The organism is Schlesneria paludicola DSM 18645 (assembly GCF_000255655.1).
Taxonomy (GTDB): domain Bacteria; phylum Planctomycetota; class Planctomycetia; order Planctomycetales; family Planctomycetaceae; genus Schlesneria; species Schlesneria paludicola.
Genome location: NZ_JH636434.1, coordinates 108,977 through 125,701, shown reverse-complemented (window position 1 = coordinate 125,701; position 16,725 = coordinate 108,977). Strand labels below are relative to the sequence as shown.

The window sequence follows — 16,725 nt, the reverse complement described above, 5'->3', positions numbered from 1 at the left end:
AAGATTTGCTGGGCGAGCACTCAGGCATCGTAAGAAATGTCGTGACATTCAGAAAGAAACCGACGGACAATTCATGACACGTTCCATTCATGGGATTCGAAACCGACGATGTGGTCAGTCCTCGTTCACCTTCGCATTTCTGAAATCGGGACGGGCTGTGACATGACGTCTGTAGACGGGCCCTCCTGTACCGCTTTACAATAAAACGGTCAAATCGTTTATCAGTCTCTCGTTGAATACTACGGAATGCGCAACTCAGACTGGGAATTCCAGCGGAGACGTGGAATGGTCAATGCGGGACAACAACGGGCCAAGATGTTCCTTGTTGCAGCAATTTTGCTCTCAATCTCAATCCCGTTTTCGGTGGTTGACGCCGCAATCGGTGTGGTTGGTCGCGCCGAGGGATTGGTTTTGCCCATTGACGACCCAACACTGACGAATCGTCGCGAGCTGCTTTGGCATTCGCTCAACTTTGGCGCTCTTCGGCCCGTCGCCATACGACTCTCGGAGTCGATCTGATGTGTCGCATTCGGTGGGGGATTGTTGGTGGGGACCTTAGAAAAGGCCTGTCCGAATTCGCACGTCGGCGTTGCCCGACGGGCCGCGCATCAGGTTTCGCGACCACGGTTACGACACGTCAAACGGTTACGACACGTCAATCAGTGCCTTTTTGGGCCTTGGGTTGCCTAGGAACGGTTGTCATCGGCATTGGTGTTGTCTCCTGCACATTGAATGTCAGCTACGGTGCCGATGCGTCGGGACCTGCGATTGCGAGATTGTTCAATGACACGGACGCAGACGCGATTCAGGACGTCCTTTATTTGACGCCACGGCAGCCGCTGTTGATCCGCCTGCATCTTACTGTGAATGGGGAAGGGTTCCGTGCTCTTCGTCGTCGCTGGGCGGACGCTGTATTCACACGACTCGACCGCGACCAGAATGGAAATCTCGAAGGTGAGGAAGCCAAATCCCTGCCGGCCGTCACATGCTTTCGTGCCCCTCTTGATGCGAGTGCAATTCTTCCGGCCGATAGTGCGCCGGCCGATGGCAAAATCTCGCGAGACGAATGCCTTCGATACTTGCTGACTGTGACAGGAACCTCGTTTTCGATCCTGACGGTCGACAGCCCCAGTGCAGGACAGCTCGGGAATGGACAGAACCCCCAGGTGAATCTGTTTCCCAAATTGGACTCGAATCACGATGGCAAGCTCTCGAAACAGGAGATGGAGTCGGCCGCAGTCAACCTGAAACGCTTTGACAAAAACGAAGACGACCTTGTCGACAACAGTGAGTTGCAACAATCTCTTCCCGACGAACTCATCGCATCACGTCAACAATTGACGGATACGCTCAGCGTGCTGCATGTCGTCGATCCGTTTGACAGCGGAATGAAGCTTTCACGTCGCCTGCTTGAATCGTACGACAAGGCTTCACGCGATCCGGCCGCGAAATTGTTCCGCAAAGACGAACGACTTTCGCCCACCGAACTGATCATTGAGAACGACGTTTTTCAACAGGTGGATCTCGATCGGGACGGAAAACTCGACCGCAGAGAATTGGAACGACTACCGTCTGTGATGACGCCTTGCCTGGAACTGGAAATTCAATCGCCCGCAAAGAATGGAACGTTTTCCATCACCCCAATCCCGGCGGTCACCCCCTCCCATACGGCCGCAATCGACATTCAACCCGCCAGTGATGGAAAATGGCTCTTGAAAATGAATGAGGCGACGTTTGCGCTTCGTGTCGAACCGAGTGACACCAGTTGTGAGCCTGTTCTTCGCAGCAACTATGCAAAGCGGTTCATGACCATGGACATGAACAAGAACGATTACCTTGAGCCCGAAGAATTGCGACGTTTTGGATTCGCAAACACGTTCTTTTCGCAGGCGGATTCGGATGGAAATGGAAAGCTCTTTGAAAGGGAATATCTGGAGCACCTTGAGCGTGAAATTGAACTTTCCAAGAGTGGCTTCCTGATGGAAGTATCCGCGGATGGCCCCAGCCTGTTTCGGCTGATCGATGTCAATCCGCCGTTCGGTCGACTGAGTCTGCGCGAACTCTCGGACGCTTTTATTCGTCTCAAAGAGCTCGACGCAAACAATGATGATCAGCTCACGTTGACGGAACTGTCGATTGAACTGAAAGCTGTGTTCAAGTTAGGAACACCACGAGTCAATGGCCCATTGAGAATGAATTCCATGGGGCCCGCCACTCAACGAGTGAATGTTACGGGAGTCACCGTCAGCGAACGCGTCAAAGGAAAAACGCCTTCCTGGTTCCTGAAAATGGATCGCAATCTGGACGGTGATCTCTCGCCCAACGAGTTTCTTGGTCGTCGAGTCCTGTTTGATCAAATCGACCTGAACCGGGATGGGTTGATCAGTCAGGACGAAGCAAGCACCGCCCACCGCGAAGCGGCCAATTCGAATCGAGACCGCGAATTCAAAGCGCCCTGATCCGCATCGTCGATTACTCAAATCGTACGACACACGCCTGTCGCAAGCCGTTTCAGCAACGCTTCCGCCACATCGATCCGGTTGACGCGGCCAAAGGCCTGCCATCCGGGCACTGCATTCACCTCGATGACGTAACAAGCCCCCTGTTGATCGTACAGCAAATCGATTCCCGCGATGAACGCGCCGGTCGCGGCCGCCGCACGCAATGCGAAATCGATTTCCAAGGCATTGGGTTCGTACGACTCGGCGATCGCATCGCGGGCGACGTTCGTGCGGAAGTCATGGGGCGAACGGCGACGCATCCCCCCGACGACCTGTCCATCGAGAACCAGAACTCGAATATCACAGCCGCCGTGATCGATGAATCGCTGCAAGTAAAGTACTGAGTCGAGCCGCATCAGTGTTCGGAACGTACGATGGGCCAGATCGGGATCGGTCACGCGGACGATTCCACGTCCCTCGGCACCAAACAGCGGTTTGACAACGACGTCTTCGCCAAGTTGCGTGAACGCCAACTGAGCGTCATCTTCGTGCTCGCAGACGATGGTTTCGGGGACCGGCAATCCCGCTGCTTGCAGCCGCGCTGTCGTCAGGAACTTGTCGACGGCGCACTCCAATGATTTCGGAGAATTGATCACTGGGATTCCCGTCGCTTCGATCCGCGACAGGGCGTCCATGCGATAGACGACCTGTTCCAGCGAACCGGGCGGCATCGTGCGAACCAGAATGACGTCATAGCTCTCGGCAATGTCCTGAATCGAGAAATGCGTCTCTTCAATCCGATTTCGAGATGCGCCTGTTTCGTCGTATGCCCGGTCGAGTTGTGCCAATCCCGCCTGACCAACGGATGCCGTGTTCGATCGCAGCGTCGCGACGAGTCGGCCAAATTCCAGCCGTTGACAAGTGTGGCCAAGGCCAGCCGCTGCGCGCTCCAGATCGCGGTAGTACCAGCTTCCCTCGCTGGCCAGTACGCCGAGCTTCACGGTCGAACTCCGCTATTACAACGAACGGGGCACCATGTGGCGTGGCCCGTTCGTCATCCTGATTTGTTGACCCGTGGATACGATTTGGTGACAAGCTGCGAATCGTAAGGAACGTTCAACCGGTCATTCGATCCCGAACGATTTTCTGAGAATCGCTTCGTTCACCTTGCCCGCAATGTGGACTCGTCCGGTATCGACGTTTTGAAGAATGACCTGCGCGGGGCTGAACAGTTGCGGATCGATCTTATAGAAGTCTCGACCTGCCGCTTCGAAGATTTCGAGGAACGGCTTTCCGTATGACGCCGAAGCCATTGAAGGAATCCGTTGCACGACTTCAGCGATCGATTCGTCGTCGCCCATCACCCAAAGCGTCACGCGGGCGCCATACAGAATGGCGTCATTGGTACGGCCGATTCCCTCCAGGTCATTATTCGCGACCGGCGGCAGCGGTGCGGTGCCATAGGCACTGCGAACGCGATTCACGTCGAAACCCAGTTCATGAAGCTTGTGCATCGCCGTCTCAACCGAACGAGCAACGACTTGCAGATTTCCCGCCATACTGGATGTTGGCGCCACACACAGCACAACGTCTTCTGGTTCGACATCCGTGGCTTCGGCGATGTACTCGAAGACTTCCGCATCGGGGAGCTTGCTGGATTCTAGCACTCCGACGACCTGATCAGCTTCTTCTCGATACCACAACTTGTCGAACAGCGGTTCCTTCGCCGCCACGGCTCGCATCGGGCCGGAACCCATGGCAAAGAACTTGCCGACATTGATCTTCCACCCGGCGTACTGGCTGAAAAGGCAAGCCGCCACGGGGGCATCGGTTTCCACCGCAATGTGCGGCCAACCAAGATCGCCCAGCATCCCGGGAGCGACAGACACATCTGCCAATCCCGCCATGCAGATCGCCGCGAGCGCGACACCTGCCTCGATACCGCCTTCGGTTGCGACTCCGAAATCGAGCAGCAGCCCGTTGTTCTCGACATCGTGCCGGCCGATTCGGTAATCCTCGGGGCTCTCGTTGATGTCTTCGATCAGTTGCGACGCCAAATCGTTCAGTTGAAGGTTCATTCAGCAGCCATCATTCAATTGTGCGGACACGGCCAGCTCATTAAGCCATCACGGCTCGATCTGAATTTGCCACGTTCTAGAATTGTTTCTTACTCGGGAAGAGTAGCCGGATGATCGACTGGCAACAATCGCACGCCCCGAATTCACACTTCGCATCTACTTATGCCGATTGGTTTTCCCCACCGATCGATCGGGCACGGCTAGATTATACGAGTGATTCGCCATACGAAAGCGAATCGAAGCGATTCGGTCATTCGTCGTTCTGATGTAACATGTTTCTGAAATAGTTCTTACGGCGATCTGTGTGCGTACTGGCGGTGATTGGCCTGAACACGGTTCAGTTCTCGGACAGCTTGGTTGTTTGACGTCCTTGGCTTCGCATGGGGATCTGATCGTCGATGCCGAAAGACTTTGCGACGAAACTGCGGCCTCGCAGCCTGTTCCGATCATACCGACTGGGAAGAATCTGAGGATTTTTTCTGTCGTAACGTCCAGGTTTCAGTCGATGAAAGGATCAAGCGGAGTCTCGTACTGTCAATCGGTGACGTTCGGCGAGATCGCGTCCAATTCCAAAAGTCGGTACCGACCGAACACAAACACCGTCAGTCAAGGAGGATAGGCGATGCGACGTGCGATTCAGGTTCTGCTGTTCCTAGTGGCGATTTCGACCTGCGGGAGCGCAGCGCGCGCCGCCGGAGAAGGTCAGCCATCCGATTGGAACCGCTTCAACTATTACCCCTACGTTTACTATCCCCACAATTTCCAAGCTCCCCAACAGTACAACAGCCTTTACAACCGCTATCCGCAACAGCGACAGATTCCGGTCTACAACAAGAACTGGTACAACTTCTATCCTGAAAAGAAGCCATACCACAGCGGACATCATTTCGTGCTAGACGTGTTCTAACCGTCGGTGAATTCTGTCCTCTCGCCACATCGCCGTGGGTGATGAGTGCAACCAAGCAGAATCAGCCTCGTTGTGGATCCACGATGAGGCTGACTTCGTTTTCCGGTGATTCGTAAGACCGTCGGGACTGCGGGCATCAGATCGTTGGTGAAGGCGTCCCCAAGGAAATCCTGCATCAACTGCAATAACATACCCCAACGCACGCTCTCACATTCGTTGGGGCGTGTCGAACATAATCGCGAAGGGGATCACCGATGGCTTTGGGCGATTTCTCGCATCAGGCGGATGCCTATCAGCGGTCTCGGCCAACATACCCGTCGGCTCTGATCGATCGCTTGGTGGACGAGGCGGACGTGAAACCGGGTGATCGCATCGCCGACTTCGGTGCCGGCACGGGCATTATGACGCAGATTCTGGTAGGCCGGGGTTTCCAAGTCAGTGCGATCGAACCGAATGCGTCGATGAGGAACAAGGCGGTCGTCCTTGCTGCTGACTGGATTGATGGCACGTTCGAAAACAGCCGGCTGCCGACATCCTCACAGGATTGGGCGATCGCCGCCCAGGCGTTCCATTGGGCAACCCCTGAAAAGGCTCTTCGAGAGTTGCGTCGAGTGCTCAAGCCCGGCAGGTTGCTGTCACTGGTCTGGAATGATCGAGTCAAATCCGAAAGCGAAATTCTCGCATGGACCGAAGACGCGATCCGACGAATCGTACCGGAATTTGATGAGGCGTACCGCCAGCTGCACTGGGATCAGATTCTGGAATCGACGGGCGATTTTCGGTTTGTCAGTCATTTCAACGTTCGGCATACGATCACGATGTCGCGTGAGCGATATCTCGAACTGTGGAAAAGCCACAATCGGTTGAACACACTCGCAGGCCCCGCGCGGTTCCATCAGTTCTGGCAGCAATTGGTCGCCCATCTCGATCAGCAGCAGTGCGAGCAGATCGACGTCCCCTACGATTGCAAAGCCTGGTCGGCTCGTCGGATCGGCTGAAATGCGGCGAGCGTCGATCCTTACCCCGTCGTTTGGCCATACTTCGCTTCACCGCGCCCCGTAAAAGAGCGAGTCTTTCCCCTCTCTCAACGGGCGCATCACGAATCGGCCGATGTCACGGAGGCCGATTGTTTGCCGCAAAGTATGCGATTTCACGTTCACTGCGTGCACATGGGCAAGAATCGCCTTCGTCGAATCCGACATTTCTCTTTTGCCCAGAATTCTCTGGGGACGATGGTCCATGACACTCGTTTTCAACGGGATTCCTTGGGGAGTTTCTCTGAGACCATTTGGCGATAGCAATGTTCCATCGATCGCGCGAGGGCTGCGGCATCGCAGACGGGTGAGGCACGCAATCGTTGCCGGATGTCGGCCCGTAGCGCCTCAAGCTTTGAGGGTGTGTCCGTGGAATTGGCGAGGCGAATGCAGAAGTCGGTATAGTCGCGCACGCTGCTTCTGACGAATTCATCCAGTCCGGCCGACTTGAGCAACGAGACACTGGTCCGGCTCACCCAGCGATCCCCGTTGAACGTGACGACCGGCACGCCTTGCCACAAGGCCTCCATCGTCGTGGTTCCTCCGCTATACGGAAAGCTGTCAACCGCGAAGTCGATTCGGTTGTATGTCGAGAGAAACTGGAGGTGCTCGGCTGGCCCCTCAAGAATCAGGCGGTCTCGCGAAATCCCCTTGGCCGCAAACCGTTGAGACAAATGTTCGCAATGTTCGGTCCGTCCAAGAGCTGAATTGCGAATCAGCATCTGTGCTTTGGGGCTGCCGCGAAGGATGTCGGCCCACGTGGCAACCACCTGATCGGTGATTTTGTACTGCGACGCAAGGCAACCGATCGTCAGTTGGCCGGTGGTAACGACAGGTGGTGGGGTGATGTCGGGCACGGGATGATCGACTTCAAACGCCAGATAGCTGTTCGGCAATCGCAGAATTCGTTCGGTGTAAAACGACTCTTCCTTTGCCGGAATGACGGACTCGTCCCCAATCAAGTAGTCAAAACAATCGAGACCTGTCGTGGCATACATATTGAACCAGGCCACGATGATGGGAGCCGGCCGGAGCGCAAAGAGGGGCAGCCGAGCCATATCGCTGTAACCGTTCAGATCCACCAGAATATCGATCCCTCGGGCGGCGATCCGCGCAGCTACGGCTTCGTTCGATTGGCCGGTGATATCATGAAATTGGTCACGTGGGTCTGGCCGGTATCCATGTTCGATCCGGTCAAGGCTCGCATCGGAAAATAGTTCGATTTGAAACTGCTCGCGGTCATGCCGATTGATCAGCGCCCAGACCGGCTTCATCCAGTTCGCACCCTGGAAGAAGGAAGAAACATAGCCAATTCGCAGTGGACCTGTTCCTGGATCTCGGAGATGTGGCCCTTGCGGCCGCGATACCAACCGACGCCCCCATGTTTGCCGGACTTCCAGGACCGTCCGATTGGTGTCTGTGGGATTTCCTGGAATCATGACGGCCATGTTTTGAAGCGCGAGCGTCTCGATGTCTTTCGAGCCTTTTTTTGTCGCCAGACGCAATGCTTTCATCGCCTGCTCAACACATCCCAGCTTAAAAAGGGTCTTCCCTTGTTCGTGGATCGCTGCGGAATGGTCCGGTTCCAATTTCAGGCATTTTTGAAATGCCTCAACGGCTTCGGTGAACCGCTTGCATTCCAGTTGGCACCGACCAATACCGAACCAGACGTCCGGCGCGTCGGGATGGCGTTCTGCCGCCTGCAGGTAACACAAAAGAGCCTCTTCAAACTGGCCGCAGTTCTGCAGCGCACCGGCCAGCCAGTAACGCGATTCACCATCGTCGGGCTTGAGTTCGAGAGCCCGTCGCAAAGGCCCCACTGAACTGCGGGTGTTACCTCGCTTCAGCAACGCTTCCCCCAATCCAGCCCAAGCCTCGGCGAGATTCGGATCGAGCGTCGCGGCGACGCGGAGAATCGGGACGGCATCGTCGAGTCGTCCGGCCGCGAGCAGCGCGCTGCCAAGATTAAACGACAAAACGGCGTTTTCAGCCGTCACGGTGACTGCCTGTTCATGATATTTGATCGCGTCGAGCGGACGCCCCATGCGCTTGAGCAGGCAGCCAATGTTGTTCAAAATCTCGGGCGAATTGGGTTTCAGTCGATCGGCTTCTTGCGTCTCGGCCAGTGCTTTGTCGAATTCGTTTAACTCCGCGAGCGACAAGGCGAATTCATGCCGCGCGGCGGCGTTCTCCGGTTCCAAGGCGACGAAACGTTCCAGATACCAGCGGGCCGCGCGACGGTGGCCTAACTGCACTTCCAAACGAGCCAGGCGTTGCAGTGCCTCTCGATGATCTGGGACTCGTGCAAGTAATTGCTCGTAGATCTTGACCGCCTCATCGAATCGGCCGCTGTCCTGGGCCTCGCGTGCTCGCAGCAATTGTTCCTGTTGCAGTTCCGCTTCCATCTCGATCGACAACTCCATTTCCGAAAGTGAACGTCGTGGCGTGGCGAACGGATCGGCGGGTCGACGATCGAGTCGAACTCGCCACGAATGTGTGTTGGGAGTCTGTTGAAACTGGGGGGACAGGCACCTTGGTGTTCACCAAGCCATCACGTCTTCGAATCTGAGTCGACGCCGTCCCCCTGCTTCCAACAGACCGTTAGAGAAATGCCAAGTTGTATCGAGAATGCGGAGCGAACGGCAGTTCGCGCTTTGGCGATTCAACTTCTTGACAATTTGAGATTGCTGCATATACATCTGTTGTTGACGTCTGTCAGTGATTCCCTCCCATTATTCGCCTGAAGCAACTGTATTCCATGCCGACACACACTCGCCGCCTGCACTATGCCTGGATCATTGCTGGCGTGACGTTTTTTGTCCTTCTGGCGACGGCGGGAGTCCGATCGGCACCGAGTGTATTGATCGTTCCTTTAGAGGACGAATTTGGGTGGAGCCGCGCGACGATTTCTGCGGCGGTTTCCATCAACCTCCTGTTGTATGGCCTGATCGGACCGTTCGCCGCCGCGTTGATGGAACGGATTGGCGTCAAGAAGACGGTTCTTATTTCGTTGGCGGTCATTGCGTCGGGAGTGGCATTGACGACATTCATGTCGGCCCCATGGCAACTGATGCTGTTGTGGGGAGTTGTTGTTGGTGGAGGGACCGGAATGACGGCACTCGTTCTGGCGGCGACCATCGTCAATCGGTGGTTTGTCTCACAACGAGGATTGGTGCTTGGCGTGCTGACGGCCAGCACGGCCACGGGGCAACTCGTGTTTTTGCCCGTCATGGCCTATATCGTGAAACAATACGGCTGGCGTCCGGCCGCTCTGTTGATCGCCGCAGTCTTGGCGATCGTATTTCCGCTTGTCGCGTTATTCTTACGGGATCGTCCTTCGGATCTGGGGCTACAGCCCCTTGGCGGCGATCCCGAGTCCGCTGAAACGTCGTTCGCTTCAACCGCCCCCGCAACGCCGCCGATCGGTGCACTGTCCGCATTGCGTGAAGGATTTCGCTCCCACAATTTCTGGCTGCTCGCAGGAAGTTTTTATGTCTGCGGTGCGAGTACCAATGGACTTGTTGGAACTCATTTAATTCCCGCTTGCCTGGATGTTGGAATGCCTGAAGTCCGCGCTGCGGGACTCTTGGCCATGATGGGGATTTTCGATTTGGCGGGGACGACCGCATCCGGATGGATGTCCGATCGTTTTGATAATCGTGTGCTGTTGAGCTGGTACTACGGTCTTCGCGGATTGTCGTTAATCTTTCTGCCATTTGCGTTGACGGAAGGATCATGGGGACTAACCCTCTTCGCCGTCTTCTATGGTCTCGATTGGATCGCTACGGTTCCTCCGACGGTTCGCTTGGCCGCCGATTCCTTCGGTCGTGCTCGGGCGAGTATCATGTTTGGTTGGATTGTGGCCGCGCACCAGATTGGGGCGGCCACCGCGGCGTTTGGCGCCGGTGCGATTCGTTCGTGGAGTGGAAACTACGAGCGGGCATTCCTGATTTCCGGGGCGCTTTGCCTGATGACCGCGGCCATGGTTTTACAGATTCGCCGTGGTCCTCAACCGACCGATGCGCCGATCGACACGGACGAGAACGATCCGGTGCCCGACATGAACTTGAGCTTGGAATCGGGGCAATGAATCGAATCGTGACGGTCGTGTTGCTCACTGGTGCCGTCTTGGCGCTGGTTGCCGCTGTTGTCATTCCTGCCCGCTTCGGTCATCCGGTGACTCCTGCGATGCAGCAGTCCGCAATCACCGCATCGGGACGGATCGTGTCCGCTCTGCCGGATCACGCGCCCGGTCGACCTCAACTCGTCATTTTCATTTTGCCGGGTTGTCTGTGCAGTGAAGACTATGAACCGTTCACTCATGCTCTGTACCAAGCGTATTCATCAAACGTCGATTTTGTGGGAGTCGTCGATGGCAGCGAGCAGGACGCTCAGGCGTGGAGAATGGTTCATCAAACCCCGTTCCCTTTGATCGCCGATCCCGATTGTTCCATCGCTGATCAATTCGACGCAAAACGTTCGGCCTACACAGCCGTTATTCTGGACGGCGAGACCATCCATCGGCTGTGGCCAGGCTATTCCGCACAGATGCTGAACGAATTGAGCGAACTTCTCGCGGCCGAATCGAACGTGCCTGTCGCCTTGATCGAGACATCCCGAGCACCGTCGAAACTGACCTCTGGATGTCTGCTTGGGCCGTAATGCGGTCCCCAATTCGGGACGCTACGTTTTGATGTCGCACCGTTCGGTTCATCGGCATCAAAACGTCTTTGCACAGTTGCGCGTTTCGATCGTGACGTTGGGGCACTGATCGTCACAGCACTCACCCACCCAGTCAGACAACGCCGCGAACGAGTTTTGCTCTCCAAACGAGGCCAACCTTGGTATCTCTTGCTTCCCCACGGCCCAATGATTCTACCCGCCCGTCGGAGACCTTGCGATTTACTTTTTGCTGGGCCTGCGGTCCGCAGGAAATGCCTCGATAGGTTCACATTGGACACGCGAGAATCTTTTCACGGCGTTGCCCGACATGACAACAAGTCACTGATGCGAGAAGCCCAATGGAATAGTCCAGGGCAGCGCGACCCAAAGCGAAATGATTATGAATCAGCCGTTATGTCTTTAATGTTCATCCTGTTTGAGTATGATGACGGTCGATTGGCCTACGCATCGTTCGCGCCACTCGCAAGATGACTTCGAGCAAACAGGGCTGATGGAGCAGTACTCATGCGCGTTTTTCAATGGAATTCTCGGAATTGCGGCTGGTCAAGTGCGATCGCGGGCTTGGCAATCTGGGTCGCAGTCGGTGCGGCAGTGATCGCAGACGAACCTTTGCCCGGCATCTCGGTTGAGATCCCCTCGTTTTCGGGGCCGGTCCTACTCAATGACGTCCCCGTCGACGCAACAGACACTGTTGAATTGGACGACGCTGAGCTGGACGATGGCGATTTGGATCTCAATTGGAATGGACTCGCAGGCAAGCAGAATCACGACATCACGATCGCTGGTCGGGCTTTGGACGAGGCTGGAAAGCCGATCGCCGGGGCTCGCATTTTCGTGGTTTCCGTCGCAGCATCGGGAATGCCATTGGATGATCGCCCGGTACTTGCCGAAACGAAGGCCGATGCAGAGGGGAACTATCGCTGCGAAAGAGTCAGGCTTACCGTACTCGAGTTCACACAGACCGCTGTGCCGAAACCTTCCGAGGGACTGTTCCAAGTCTTTGGTGTCGCCGAGGGATACGGATACACGTGGCGACGCACGGGTGCCTATCGGCCGGTTGCACGCCCGAAAGACGATGACGCAACTCCCCCCCCGCCGAACAAGAAGGGTTTGACGGTTCCAAGTAAGCCGCCGATCATTCTTGAAAGCGATGGTGATGGTGAAGACTTCGACACAGATGCCAAGTCCGTATTTTTCGCTGAAGAGCCGATCGCGATTGATCTGGCCTTTGCACCGGAAGTCAAACTGCATGGTACGATCCGCGACGATCTGGGGACGCCACTGAAGGGGGCTGTCATTCAAGCGGGACTGATCAGTTCCAATCGGTCACGCCCAGGTGCACTGCCTGACGGTTGGAGCGGCAGCTATCTGGAAGGAACGCCCCATGCCGCTGACGGCTCATTTTCCGGATACTTCGCACTTCCAGAAGAATTCCGCCAGACCACGACAGACGAGCAGGGACGCTACGAAATCCGTGGACTTCCCCGCGACTGTCGCCTGCTCGCACATCTCGACTACCTTCCTGAATTTGATCCCTGGACAGGGACACTCACTACGGGAGCAGCGACGGCGGCGGGGCAAGGTCCCCGCCAACAGGCTGTCGGCTACGAAGGGACATACAATCATGTTTTTATCGCGCCTGTCACAGTAAACGTCAAAGTCGTCGGGACGACTGGACAACCTGTTGCCAATGCCATTGTCCGACATGAAGCGAAGAATGGTGTCTGCCGGGCAGGGGGCCTCGATCGGACTGACGCCAATGGACTGGCGACGCTCAAACTTCGTCCCGGCAAAGCACGCGTTCTCGTCGAACCTGCCATCGGCGTCGAGTATCTTCCAGGGCAGGAAACGATCTCGTTCTCGAAAGTTCCTCGCGAGCAGCAGATCGAGATTGCTCTCGCTCCGGCAGCGGAGGTGATCTTCGAGGCCGTCGAGAAAGAGACCGGCAAGCCGATCGCCGATATCGGTTTCCTCAGCGAACCCAGTGAAGTTCCGGAACGTAAACCAGTACAGTCGCAAATTTCATTCGTCGACCATCCACGAACAGATCGGAATGGAAGACTGAGAGCGTTCTTCGCCCCGGGCGAACGGCGTTTCTTCGTCAAACTGCCATCGTCAGAATATGAACCGATCGCACCCACGACCGAACCCATCACCCTCTCCACGAGTCAACCGACTCACCTCCGTTTTGAATTCTCGCGCCGTCCGCTTGCGACAGTGAAATCCGACCAGGAACGGCCGTTTGCCGATGAACTGAAACCGTTGTCAGACCTGTTGCAGCAACAATCCGACCGCTTCGAGCAGTCACGGCGCGCCTGCTTTGAAGTCAGCCATACGAACTACATTCCTGCAAAGAAACGGCTGTCTCAAACGCAACTGACCAAACTTCTCGAATCATTTCCGTCCAAACCACTCGACGAGTGCCTGAAATCGCTGGGGATCACGGGCACGGCATTTTCAACGTTGACGACCGACGGTTTTCGCCGTCGAGTCGACAGCGGCAAATCCGAGCATGCGCACATCAATGCGTTCAATGGCGAAGAAACCATCATTTCGATGGGAAATGAACAACTCGACATCTATTCTGCGAGCAGCTCACCGTTTCACTTCCTCGATCATCGTGATCTCTGGCATTTGCCCAACCGGAAAGTGATCCTGGAAAATACTCCTTTGATAGCCGCGCAACTGGAACCGCAGCGAACCGTGCACCATGTCAATGGCACTTGGGATGTTGAGCTGCAAGCCGACAAGACACTCCAACGGTGGGTCATCGACGATTCAACCGGTTTTCTGCGAAGGTCGGTTGTCGCCTACAGTCAAACTTCTGGCAATGAGATCTGGCAGTTCTTCCCTGTGACGATGACGACGGGAATTTGTGTGCCCGGGCTCACCGTTAAGTTCCAATATCAGAATGGAAAAATCGTTCGCCAAGAGGTCTACGTCATTGAGAATGTGGAGATCCTGAGCGAACTTCCTGCCGAGACGTTCCTCGTGTCCGCACCAGCAGGGACGAACATTATCGACTATCGAGGCCTCGCACGCGAAGAAATGCATCTGCGACGGCCGCCGTCAGGAGTCGTCTCGTCCGATATTCCTGACGTCGTCGCGTATCGCAATCGTTTTGCACCGGCAGCGCCACCAGTCCTCAGGGTGGGCGATGTCGCCCCCGTATTCAATGTGGTGACCTGGCTGGATGCCAATGGCAGGACGGAACCTCCCCGATTCGACGGAAAGGTGGTCGTAATCGATTTCTGGGGCATTGGCTGCGGGCCTTGCGTAGCCGGGCTTCCCGTGGTCAACCAGGCCGCAAAGCACTTTTCGAATTCCTCAATCGTCATCGTTGGGCTACATGACTGCGGCAGCGATCTGGACGGAGTGGCGGCATTCGCAAAGAAGCGCGGCCTGACGTTTCCAATTGCCATCGATCAGCCCAATCCCAAAGCGCAGTCGTTCGGCACGACCTTCTCTGCATTCGGAATCGATGCGATGCCGACTTCCGTCGTCATCGACCAGAAGGGCAAGGTCGCCTACATCGGCGCATTTGAGAATGCGATTGAAGTTGCAAACGGACTGAACAAGCGCGAGTAATCCAAGTCACGAACTCCCATGAATGCCGCTTGGAGACACTTCATTGCTTGGAAAAACCAGCGATTCAGCGGCATTTGCCCGCAGTGGCTACGCGATGTCGCTGATTGTGTTGCTCAGCATCTTGCTGCCAGTCGGGATTGCGGTGATCTCGATCCACACCGCCATCTCGGGTAAGCCATTCGGATTTCCAACTCACGAATCCAAGATCTATCAGGGCCCTTTGATTGGCAGTGAGCTCTGGTTCACAGTCGCGAAGTTGACTGGGAATCCTGCGCTTCCCTCAAGTGTGCATTCGCGCATCAAACGTCTCGATCTCGAAACTGGGATCGAACGCGAGACGGGATTCGAAGTCGACGGAGACGGCGTCTTCCCGGTTCGATTGAACGAGGAAATCTATGGAGTCAGCCATACCGCTATCTATCGATTCGGCGCTCAGCCCATGGAAAAGATCCTTCGTCCGGCGCGTGCGCCTGGCTACTTTCCCGTTCCATTCCTTTACGAAGGCAGATTGACCGACATTGCGGAAACGAATCGTGGCGGGTTCCGACTTGTCCATTGGACGGGAGACCACTGGGTTGACGGACGCGCGATTTTGCTTCCAGATTTCGATCGAGTGTGGTGGCATGACCCACAACGCGAACGTCGAGTCCTGCTGCCTCGCTCGAGCGAAAAGCCTGCCGTGGGAGCGGGCACAGGACGATTGCGGATTATTCTCGTCCAGCCCTGCGAGCAAGAGTTCCATTTGTTTCTGACGGACTATGCTAAGTTTGCCGCATACCGCAAAGGATTTGAGTTCGCGGATCAAACGGAGGAAAACCTTGCTTCGGGTCTGACGCCAGAGAATGCAGCACCTGAAGTTTCGGGGTGGGAACCGATTTACCCCGACAAACCCGACACGCGCTGGGTTTCGATGGAACGCAATGATGAGAGTTTGATGTTCATCAGCTTCACGCATCCGCCGACCATCGCTCGACGAACGAGTGATGGACACTGGGGTGAAATCAAACCGACTCGACCAGACAACCAATTCGCCAAAGCAGATAACTGGCACTCCGTTTTGCTTTCTGATCCAGTCTGTCCCACAAGCTATCTGATTGAGGAAGATCAACTGTGGGGGGCAGCCGTGGTCCATCGAATACACGGAAATGGGATTCAAGCGGTGCACCTCACGTTACCTGGCGGCAGACCCGCGTACTTGAAACGATGGCAGTTCCTCTGTCTTGGGATATTGATCGCCTGGTTGACGCATCTCGTGGTGGTGGTGGTCGGCTTCGACTGGGCCACGCGGCGGTTGAAGCGTTCTCACTACCAGTTTGGGATGCAGCAGGCGATGCTCGCTTCGATTTTACGGCGGGCGATGGCATTAATGATCGATGGTCTATTGATGATGTCGCTTATTTTACCGCTTGTTTATGCAGACGTATGCACTTACGGCCCAGATTGGAAATCCCTTAGCGAAAAGCAACTTTGCAACCAACTCTTTGAACTCGAACGTTCCATCGACCAAGGGATGAAGAACGGCGCATTGAGCCCCACGTCGATCAACCTTCAGTCATGGGGATCGTTGTTGTTGCGACTGACCAGCGACCGGGGGACATTGATCCTGTTTGCGGCCGTGCTGCTGATTCTTTGCACCGTAAGACCGCTTGTGCGTTCCTGGTTTGGAATGACGGTTGGCGAATGGTTGGCTGGGATTCGCAGGATGCGAACGACGCTTCGCCCCGTTGAATTTCCGCGGGCCCTTTTGTGTGAGGCACTGTATTGCCTCGACATCCCTGGCTTGATGACGCCGCTGCCTGGGGCAATCTGCATGTTTGTTTCCCCCAACCGTCAACGAATCGGTGATCGCGTCGCCGACACGCTGGTCGTAGATGCTGGTTCGATTCGTGAGGCGAATGAGGATGTGACGCCGTCTCTGCAGGATTAAGACTTCGAGACAATGTCCGCGGTATCCGTGCGCGAAATACGTCATCCTGGTTCGTCGTTGCGTGACA

The 16,725-nt window shown here is 55.8% G+C and carries 10 protein-coding genes; 7 read left to right on the top strand and 3 right to left on the bottom strand.

Annotation, left to right across the window (positions count from 1 at the left end; translation table 11 throughout):
- The first annotated feature begins 662 nt into the window (after positions 1-662).
- The gene (locus tag OSO_RS0100775; protein WP_162130501.1) at positions 663-2,459 is read left to right on the top strand and encodes a hypothetical protein; all 1,797 of its coding nucleotides are present in this window, start codon (positions 663-665) and stop codon (positions 2,457-2,459) included.
- A 17-nt stretch (positions 2,460-2,476) separates the two neighbouring features.
- On the opposite strand, the gene OSO_RS0100770 is transcribed toward OSO_RS0100775, so the two are convergent.
- Both OSO_RS0100770 and mch read right to left on the bottom strand, forming a co-directional pair.
- Positions 2,477-3,442 carry an ATP-grasp domain-containing protein gene (locus OSO_RS0100770; RefSeq protein WP_010581691.1) on the bottom strand — a complete coding sequence of 322 codons (966 nt, stop codon included), beginning with the start codon at positions 3,440-3,442 and terminating at the stop codon, positions 2,477-2,479.
- A gap of 123 nt (positions 3,443-3,565) precedes the next feature.
- Positions 3,566-4,519 carry a methenyltetrahydromethanopterin cyclohydrolase gene (mch, locus tag OSO_RS0100765; RefSeq protein ID WP_010581690.1) on the bottom strand — a complete coding sequence of 318 codons (954 nt, stop codon included), beginning with the start codon at positions 4,517-4,519 and terminating at the stop codon, positions 3,566-3,568.
- A gap of 622 nt (positions 4,520-5,141) precedes the next feature.
- Between mch and OSO_RS0100750 the strand changes: the two genes are divergently transcribed.
- Together OSO_RS0100750 and OSO_RS0100740 are read left to right on the top strand one after the other, a co-directional pair.
- A complete protein-coding gene (locus OSO_RS0100750) occupies positions 5,142-5,426 on the top strand; it encodes a hypothetical protein (protein ID WP_010581688.1) in 285 nt (94 codons plus the stop codon).
- A 254-nt stretch (positions 5,427-5,680) separates the two neighbouring features.
- A complete protein-coding gene (locus tag OSO_RS0100740) occupies positions 5,681-6,424 on the top strand; it encodes a class I SAM-dependent methyltransferase (RefSeq protein ID WP_010581686.1) in 744 nt (247 codons plus the stop codon).
- Positions 6,425-6,678: 254 nt separating this feature from the next.
- Here OSO_RS0100740 and OSO_RS0100730 read toward each other — a convergent pair whose 3' ends face one another.
- The gene (locus OSO_RS0100730; RefSeq protein ID WP_237729239.1) at positions 6,679-8,877 is read right to left on the bottom strand and encodes a tetratricopeptide repeat protein; all 2,199 of its coding nucleotides are present in this window, start codon (positions 8,875-8,877) and stop codon (positions 6,679-6,681) included.
- Positions 8,878-9,218: 341 nt separating this feature from the next.
- Between OSO_RS0100730 and OSO_RS0100720 the strand changes: the two genes are divergently transcribed.
- From OSO_RS0100720 to OSO_RS0100705, 4 genes are all read left to right on the top strand, one after another.
- Positions 9,219-10,550, top strand: a complete 1,332-nt coding sequence (locus OSO_RS0100720) for an MFS transporter (protein WP_010581683.1) — start codon at positions 9,219-9,221, stop codon at positions 10,548-10,550.
- A complete protein-coding gene (locus OSO_RS0100715; RefSeq protein WP_010581682.1) occupies positions 10,547-11,122 on the top strand; it encodes a peroxiredoxin family protein in 576 nt (191 codons plus the stop codon). Before OSO_RS0100720 ends, OSO_RS0100715 begins: the two co-directional genes overlap by 4 nt.
- A 525-nt stretch (positions 11,123-11,647) precedes the next feature.
- The gene (locus OSO_RS49590) at positions 11,648-14,731 is read left to right on the top strand and encodes a redoxin family protein (RefSeq protein WP_010581681.1); all 3,084 of its coding nucleotides are present in this window, start codon (positions 11,648-11,650) and stop codon (positions 14,729-14,731) included.
- Positions 14,732-14,753: 22 nt separating this feature from the next.
- A complete protein-coding gene (locus OSO_RS0100705) occupies positions 14,754-16,658 on the top strand; it encodes an RDD family protein (protein ID WP_010581680.1) in 1,905 nt (634 codons plus the stop codon).
- The last annotated feature ends 67 nt before the right edge of the window (positions 16,659-16,725 follow it).